Raw genomic sequence first — 7794 nt, forward strand, 5'->3', positions numbered from 1 at the left:
GAAGCTCAACCAAGTTCTCCTGAATTTCCTGAAGACTTTGACGTTAATTAGTATTGCTCAGTATGCTACCTAAGCAAAGCTGATAGCTTACAGATTTTTTTCATGATTCCTTCACAATTGACATTTAGAATTGTGTATGTTTTCGTGAGAGAAGTTTATAGTTAAAAAAACTGAAAATGGGTCAATCAATTATTGAATTAGTTGATCAGCTTCCAGAGGATAATATAACCGTAACAGTACTGAATGTCCTGGATTTTATTGTTCCGGGGGAATGGGAAAATCTCGTCGGTTTTGACAATACAATTAGCGCAGTTACAGGGGAAACAGATCCAGATGTGATTGAGTCAATTCGCGCCCGCGCCCTTGAGCTATACGAAGACCCTGATCAGGGATACCAAACAGCTATCTGGATTTACCAAACTCTTGACAATACTGACACAGCGATCGCAGCAGCCGCTTTAGCTGACAAAGTCGGGGATACCTTGAGTTGGATCCCATTCTTAGACAAACTGACTCCCAAAGCTGACACCGTTCAATCTATTGACTTGAGTATAAAACTGGTCGGAGAACTGATCGCTCATAGCAAGATTCACGGCCTTGGCTTTAATCCGGTAGATTTTGCTGCTTCTGTGACAGAAAACTATCATAACGAAGCTCTGATGCGGATGGTAGCCTTAGTTTGCATCGATGGTGTAATTCCTCTCGGTGCTGACTTCATCTCTAAAGTCCGAAATAGCTTGGAAGAAGGAGGGGAGTCCGCTCTAGAAGATAATCCTGCCTTTGCAGCTCTCAGTGGCTCAATTCCTGAATCCGATAAACAGGGATTTATCAGTAACACGTTTGATGCAGTTGGTGACTGGATGGATAATTTAATTTCCTCTACTGGGTTAAGCCCTGAGTCACTGTTTGAGCGTCTGGGTGGCTTCATAGAACTTGCTGATGACAAGTTAGACTATGTAGCGGCATTTCTAGACGCTAGTACCAATTGTTATGAGCATACTGGGATTCAAACTGTTGCTCGTCATCTGATTGAGCGGGCAGCTAAAGAGATTTGAGGTAAGCTATCAGCTATCAGCTATCAGCTATCAGCTCTCAGCTCTCAGCTCTCAGCTCTCAGCTCTCAGCTTTTGAATAAGCGATGCAGCAAGGGAACAGGGGAGGCAGCGCCGCCAAAGGGGGTTCCCCCCATGAGCGACTGCCGTGGTTTCCCCCGGAGACCAAACCTGATTACGTTGAGCCTTTATGGTTGGTAGGCTATGCAGAAAAGGGGTAAAACTTATTGATTAAGGCTCAACTGTCTTACGGTAAATTCAAACCACTCGCTATTGCATCAAGACAACAAGTAAGCATTGGAATAATCCTGACTGAAGTCCCAGCGTCGTTCGAACAGCTTTTTGGCCAAGGCCAAAGCCTGTGCCAAAAAGCTGTTCGCGCAGCGTGAGCCTTTAGCTCACGGCTGATAGCTGACGGCACCTCAAGCAGCGTGCGCGTAGCGCATATGCTTACATTTAGGGCACCTTTAAATTATCCCAAATTAGGTTTTTTTTAAGCTGACTGCTGACTGCTGACTGCTGACCGGTTACAATTTTGGTAATTGGGATCAGTAATGGGGAATCATTAATATGACCACGATTCCCCATTGACCGAGGAGCCATTATCGATTAAATATAAAGATTATTTTTTAGGTGCGCCCTTACTTGGCGAATTTAATTCTTAATGGTAAGAGCGCACCTGAATTTATTTTTTCCTCTTTTTGTGGTGTCTAAAGTTTTTTTTACGGGTTAAATTCAAACGTTTAATCATCCTATCGACTGTGGAATGACCAATTAAAACACCCGTTTCTTCGGCTAACCAAATCCGGAGTTCATCTAAGGTAGCATCATTGTTTTTGATGACCAGATCTCGGAGAATATTTAATTGCTCTGGGGTAAGTTTTATCGGAGTTTGTTTAGTGCGAACTTTGGGAGCAATATTTCCGGTTTCTCGATACTGTTTGAGTAATTTTTGAACAAAGCTTAAGGCAACATTAAACTGTTTAGCCAGCTTACGTTGAGAGATATTGCCTTGATTATAAGCATCAATAATTTTTTGTCTAAGATCAACAGAGTAGGCTTTCATGGTTCTTGAGGAGAATTATCTGAGCTATCCTCATTGTACCTGACTAGCGTGGGTATTAGCTAGAGCCTATGGAAAAACCTTGGAACCTGGAAAGCTGACAGCCGTCAGCTGTAGCTTATTTTATTCAAAAGCTGTTCTGTGTAGCAAGCACAATGGGGATAAACTATTCCCATAGCGTTGTCACAGCCTTTGGCTGATACCTGATAGCAGATCAAGAAGCGTGGGCGTAGCGCACACTTCTTGTTCGGCTTAGTGGCTATGGGTAAGCTACACTGAACAGCTTTTTAATAAGCGATGCAGCAAGGGAACAGGGGAGGCAGTGCCGACCTGTGGGGGGAACTCCCACTCGCGCTTGGGATCAAGACAACAGGTAAGCATCCGAATAATGCTGAGTTACGGACAGCTAAAGGATGAATGCTGACGGCTGAATGCTGAGGTTTTGACACTCCCCGCCCTGGAAGGACGGGGATTCTTGCTTCAACGGGGTGACTTGTTATCCCTTGCCGGAGCCAGGAAAAATAGAGGTCTCCTCTCCACAAGCGTGTTTAGTCTTCGACCTAGGTTTCGGTGTGCCCCACCGTACCTTACCTTTTTTTTACATATAGATAGATACTTTTTTTATCTAATTTTTTTTCATAGACTTTTAAGTCGTTAGACCAAATTACGCAATATGTATCTCTTACATATTTTTTACGTTGTCTACTTATGATTAGATAGTATTTATCTAGTGCTTAGTTTTTTGTTTATAATTTTATCATAACACGCAGTGCGAAAACTGTCAAGTTTTAACTTAATAAAGAAAGCCGTCCTATAAGGACGGGGCTTTAAACCCAAAATTTTTGGTAAAAATAGTTAGATAATCAAAGAGCAGACACTAGCAGCTGGGTGATTCAAAGCACGTTTATGATGCAATATCGAAGATTTGGGCGTACAGAATTACAGATGCCAGTCTTTTCCTGTGGTGGTATGCGATACCAGTTCAAGTGGCAGGATGTTCCCAAGGAGCAAATTCCCCAAGATCATCAACAGAATCTCGAAACAACAATCCGCCGTTCTCTAGAGCTTGGCATTCATCACATAGAAACTGCTCGTGGCTACGGTACTTCTGAGATGCAATTAGGAGAGATTTTGCCAAAATTTCCCCGAGAACAACTGATTGTTCAGACTAAAGTTACTCCTAAGCCTGACCCCAAAGAGTTTCGTCGTAAGTTTAATCAATCCCTCGCTTTCCTAAAACTTGACTATGTTGACCTACTGGGAATCCATGGGATTAATACCCCTGAGTTGCTAGATCAGACTATCCGTCCTGGTGGTTATTTAGATGTAGCGCGACAGCTTAAAGCAGAGGGTAAGGTACGGTTTATTGGATTCTCGACTCATGGTCCTACAGATGTGATTGTTAAAACCATTGAAACGGACCAGTTTGACTACGTTAACTTGCACTGGTATTACATTAATCAGTTAAATTGGCCTGCCATTGAAGCCGCTACTCGTCACGATATGGGGGTGTTCATCATTAGCACTTCCGATAAAGGGGGTATGCTCTATAAACCACCACAACGGTTAGTGGAACTTTGTGCTCCCCTTAGCCCAATGGTATTTAATGATTTGTTTTGTTTGAGCCATCCCGAGGTCCATACCTTGAGTCTAGGGGCATCTCGACCTTCAGATTTTGATGAACACCTCAAAACTGTAAAACTTCTGGAGCGCTCAGAAGAAGTATTACCGCCGATTTTAGAGCGTTTGGAATCAGAAGCGATCGCAAAATTGGGAGAAGACTGGTTCCGAAGTTGGGACATTGGCTTACCCACCCATTCAGAAACCCCAGGCGGTATCAATATTCCAGTGATTTTGTGGTTGAGGAATTTAGCGATCGCGTACGATCTGCTAGAGTATGCGAAAATGCGCTACAACCTCTTAACTAATGCGGGTCACTGGTTTCCTGGTGCCCAAGCCAATCGGGTCAGAGAATTAGACCTGAGGCAGTGTTTGCGTAACAGTCCTAATGCTGATATAATACCCGATTTTTTGGAAGATGCCCATAACTTATTAGGGGGTGAACCAGTCAAACGCCTCTCCCAACAATAATTAAACCAACCTATTAATGATTATCAATTGTTAATTGTTCATGGTTAATTAACTATCAACCCAGAAAGATCCAGAAATCTTCGTATTCAGCGTTTGCAGGATCTTAATTATTTTTTTGTTTAGAATTTTTAAGAACTTTCGGAATCTCTGTGATCACTCGTGAAGCAATCTGTGGTGGGGTCTCCCCATAATCTTCACAGATGTGAAGGTCAGCTAATTCATAGAGACTCCGTCTTTGGTCAAGAATTTTCTGCAATTCTAAAGCAGGATCAGGTTTCTGTAGTAAGGGGCGAGTAGTATCCTCTCGCAAGCGTTCGATTAACATTGGCACAGGGACATCTAACCAGACCACCAGACCATAATGCAGATAACTCCAATTCTGGGGGTTAAGCACAATACCGCCTCCTGTAGCAACGATCAATTGCTGATAAGCCGATAGTTCCGATAGTACCTGAGTCTCCAGCTGTCGAAAGGTTTCTTCTCCGTCCTCAGCAAATATCTCGTTAATCGTTTTACCTGCAATTTGCTCAATCAGGGCATCTGTATCAAAAAAACCATAGCCTAGCTCACTAGCTAGTAAACCTCCAACAGTAGTTTTGCCAGCGCCCATCATGCCAATCAGAAAAACATTGAGGCCCTTCAACAAGTCATTCACGCATGCCCTCCCCAGTCTAATCAGTGATTACCCTTAGTTCACACTTAATCAAAGGTACCACCCTAAGACTTTCACTGCGAGACAACCTTTCACATTTATGCTATTATTCACAATAGCTTCATCTAAACTTCATCCCAACAAAAGTGATGTACCGTGCTTTTGGGTAGCCAGTGAGACCAAAGGGGGTGCCCACTGGGCTTGACTTCGGGCGACCGTAAGCCTATGCATACAGCCCCTCCCTATGAGCGACTGGCTTGGTTTTCCTGATCTGCGACTGCATCAAGAAAACGGGAGCGTGGAAACCGTCATCATTTATGTGGCTATGTGGCGGAGGAAGGGAGATTTGGCGGTTTTAAGCGCCGTCATTAGAAGCGATGCAGGGTCGTGACCGGGGTTTCCCCCACTCGCGCTTTGCATGGCTGACAAAGTAGCCAGAAACTTAGGCTTAGACCTAAGCAGACTGGGTAAGCGGTGTTTGAGCACCGTAAGCCTGGTCATGCTATGGACTGAATGCAAGTCCAAGCTTGGCATCAGGGTACAACAAACCCCAATTTTGTAGACCAGGGAGACTCAAATATGTATAACACATCGGTTTTAATCCCTGGCACTCAACTACCTGATCAAGCAGCTGATTTCGGTGTCTCACAAAACTATCCACTAGTGGAACAGATCTACTGGTTTTCACTAGTGGTCACTCCATCTAAACTAGGGGTAACAAAGTAAATGTTGCTAATTCGTGACATTGTCAAACAAGCTCTCACAACCGGTTATCTTACCATAGAAGCCGAGGATAAATTACGCAGGATGCTCCATCAAAAACATAAAAAGTACGATTTGGCGGATCTCGATGCCTTTATGGCCTTACAGGAAGCCGCCATGACTGGCCGCGTGAGGCAACAATCTCGCGAACAAATGAACAATTAGCCCAATGGATAATTGATTAACTATCTAACAATAACAGCCAAGGAGTAACCTTTTACTACCTTGGCTGCTATTGTATTGCTAGTTATAATAAAATCAACCGTCAACCATGGTTATTGAAAGTCTTCATCATCCTCAAACCCCCAGTCCTCTTCATCCTCTTCAGTCTGCTTAGCTACTGTCTTGTAAGGTGGATTAATGACTCGATACTTGGCATCGTAAACTGTTTCAGATTTACCAACACCTGAATTACCAGGTTGGCGATAACTATAGGAATAAACAGAGTCACTTTGATCACTACTTTCGGGTTCTTCGCTCAGGTCATAGCTAGTGGGATCCCCTTTAGTGGTGTGTGAGGTCGAATCTTGCTTAACCCCTTGGCGACCTGATGATACTCGATCTGAATTTTGATCTTCCTCAAAGTCCCACTCTTGACTACTACTTTCTTCCCAATCCGAGCTTGTATCATCTTTTGAGGTTTGTTTCGAGGCCGGACGCTCACGAGTTTTATCCTGCCTCGTCTGGGTTTGATAACTTTCGCCACGGCTATATTCAGAAAATAATGGCTCGTCGTCCGGTGGTTCAGAATTTCGACTAGAATAACGCCAAGCCAGGTAATTGGGGAGTCGTAGGCTGATGCTGGTTAGAACTCCAGCTCCAACGGCACCAACAATCCACAAAGCTAGAGGTAGAGGTGGTGTCTTCATGCCTAGAAAGACCAAAGGTAGCACTGGCAACCAATTATCAACAACAAACAGTGCCAATCCACCTATTACCAAACATAAGAATATAATAATCCTAAACATAAACCAAGGGATTGAAGGTTATAGGTTAAAAGTTGAGGGGTGATGAAGATTTATCAGCATATGTCAGGCTCAAGGCAGAAAAGTCTGACGATTTAGCCTCCTACTACTTCCTCTTTTAAATCTGCCTATTTTCCCCATCTTTCCGATATCTTGATTTCCTACCTATCATGATAACTATGTTTAAGGGAATCATTACTTCTGCCCTGCCACCGTTTTAGGGGAATGCAGTCAATGTCTAACTGGTCTAAAGCACGAGCTACCACAAAATCCACCAAATCTTCGATGGTTTGAGGGTTATGGTACCAAGCCGGTATAGCTGGAACAATTCTAACTCCTGTTTCTGCTAACCTGGTAAGGTTACGCAGATGGATTAAGCTAAAGGGTGTTTCACGAGGTACGATTACTAGCTTACGCCCTTCTTTAATTTGAACATCTGCTGAACGCTCAAGCAGGTCAGTACTGAAGCCCGCAGCCATTTTTGCTACGGTATTCATACTACAGGGCATGATCACCATTCCTAAAGTACGGAAAGAACCACTAGCAATACTGGCTCCCACATCCCCCCACCGATGACAAATGAGTTTGCCCCCCTGATCGACTGCCGCTTGCTGACGCCAGAATTGTTCTTGTAGATCGGGTTCAAGAGGCATGCGAATATTTTGCTCTGCCTGCCAAACCATATAGGTAGATTTCGATGCCACCAGCTCAATAGCATAGTCAGCCTCTAGTAAATACTTTAAAGCCCTTACAGCATAGATTAGGCCAGATGCACCAGTGACACCAAGAATTAAAGGAGTTGTCATTAGTCAGTAGTCAAATTATGTCCGGTTGGTAAGTATTCAGCCGTCAGCTATCAGCTATCAGCTATCAGCTATCAGCTATCAGCTATCAGCTATCAGCTATCAGCTATCAGCTATCAGCTATCAGCTATCAGCTGACATTGTTAATTAACAAAAAGAAATTAACCCTATTAGAATCAAGGGTATTATAAGTTATTAACCGGACTTAATATCATTTAATTGGTAGTGAGTGGTGAGTGGTTAGTTAACCTTCTAGTAACCTACTAACCACTCACAAATAACTTACTCCTCTAAATCTTCGTTACTAGCAAAACTACCGCCACTTACGGTTACCAGGTCAATTTGTTGACGGTAATAATCCACACTCTTGACTTGGACTTCGACGCGATCGCCTAATCGATAGGCA

Annotated in this window: 7 protein-coding genes; 3 read left to right on the forward strand and 4 right to left on the reverse strand. The window is 43.5% G+C overall.

Going from position 1 to position 7794, the window contains the following annotated elements:
- Nucleotides 1-176 precede the first annotated feature (176 nt).
- A complete protein-coding gene (locus F6K57_RS33040; RefSeq protein ID WP_293064804.1) occupies nucleotides 177-1055 on the forward strand; it encodes a hypothetical protein in 879 nt (292 codons plus the stop codon).
- A gap of 682 nt (nucleotides 1056-1737) precedes the next feature.
- On the opposite strand, the gene F6K57_RS33045 is transcribed toward F6K57_RS33040, so the two are convergent.
- On the reverse strand, nucleotides 1738-2118 hold the full coding sequence (locus F6K57_RS33045; RefSeq protein ID WP_070393914.1) for a helix-turn-helix domain-containing protein: 381 nt from the start codon (nucleotides 2116-2118) through the stop codon (nucleotides 1738-1740).
- Between the two features lie 906 nt (nucleotides 2119-3024).
- On the opposite strand from F6K57_RS33045, the gene F6K57_RS33050 reads away from it, so the two are divergent.
- Nucleotides 3025-4206, forward strand: a complete 1182-nt coding sequence (locus F6K57_RS33050) for an aldo/keto reductase (protein WP_364305110.1) — start codon at nucleotides 3025-3027, stop codon at nucleotides 4204-4206.
- 103 nt (nucleotides 4207-4309) lie between these two features.
- Here F6K57_RS33050 and F6K57_RS33055 read toward each other — a convergent pair whose 3' ends face one another.
- Nucleotides 4310-4861, reverse strand: coding sequence for a shikimate kinase (locus F6K57_RS33055; RefSeq protein ID WP_293072225.1), 552 nt, complete (start codon nucleotides 4859-4861; stop codon nucleotides 4310-4312).
- A gap of 723 nt (nucleotides 4862-5584) precedes the next feature.
- On the opposite strand from F6K57_RS33055, the gene F6K57_RS33060 reads away from it, so the two are divergent.
- Entirely contained in the window at nucleotides 5585-5785 is a 201-nt protein-coding gene (locus tag F6K57_RS33060; RefSeq protein ID WP_071105228.1) for a hypothetical protein, read from the forward strand.
- Between the two features lie 110 nt (nucleotides 5786-5895).
- Here the strand turns inward: F6K57_RS33060 and F6K57_RS33065 are convergent, their stop codons facing one another.
- Together F6K57_RS33065 and F6K57_RS33070 are read right to left on the reverse strand one after the other, a co-directional pair.
- Entirely contained in the window at nucleotides 5896-6546 is a 651-nt protein-coding gene (locus F6K57_RS33065; protein ID WP_198954119.1) for a hypothetical protein, read from the reverse strand.
- Between the two features lie 200 nt (nucleotides 6547-6746).
- Entirely contained in the window at nucleotides 6747-7391 is a 645-nt protein-coding gene (locus tag F6K57_RS33070; RefSeq protein ID WP_070393920.1) for a flavin prenyltransferase UbiX, read from the reverse strand.
- Between the last annotated feature and the right edge of the window lie 403 nt (nucleotides 7392-7794).

This window comes from Moorena sp. SIO4A5, from assembly GCF_010672005.1.
In the GTDB taxonomy this organism is placed as follows: domain Bacteria; phylum Cyanobacteriota; class Cyanobacteriia; order Cyanobacteriales; family Coleofasciculaceae; genus Moorena.

Bases quoted from the DNA above. Each gene is read 5' to 3' on its own strand.
- F6K57_RS33040 (WP_293064804.1), top strand. From the start codon at position 177: ATGGGTCAATCAATTATTGAATTAGTTGATCAGCTTCCAGAGGATAAT.
- F6K57_RS33045 (WP_070393914.1), bottom strand. From the start codon at position 2,118: ATGAAAGCCTACTCTGTTGATCTTAGACAAAAAATTATTGATGCTTAT.
- F6K57_RS33050 (WP_364305110.1), top strand. From the start codon at position 3,025: ATGCAATATCGAAGATTTGGGCGTACAGAATTACAGATGCCAGTCTTT.
- F6K57_RS33060 (WP_071105228.1), top strand. From the start codon at position 5,585: ATGTTGCTAATTCGTGACATTGTCAAACAAGCTCTCACAACCGGTTAT.
- F6K57_RS33070 (WP_070393920.1), bottom strand. From the start codon at position 7,391: ATGACAACTCCTTTAATTCTTGGTGTCACTGGTGCATCTGGCCTAATC.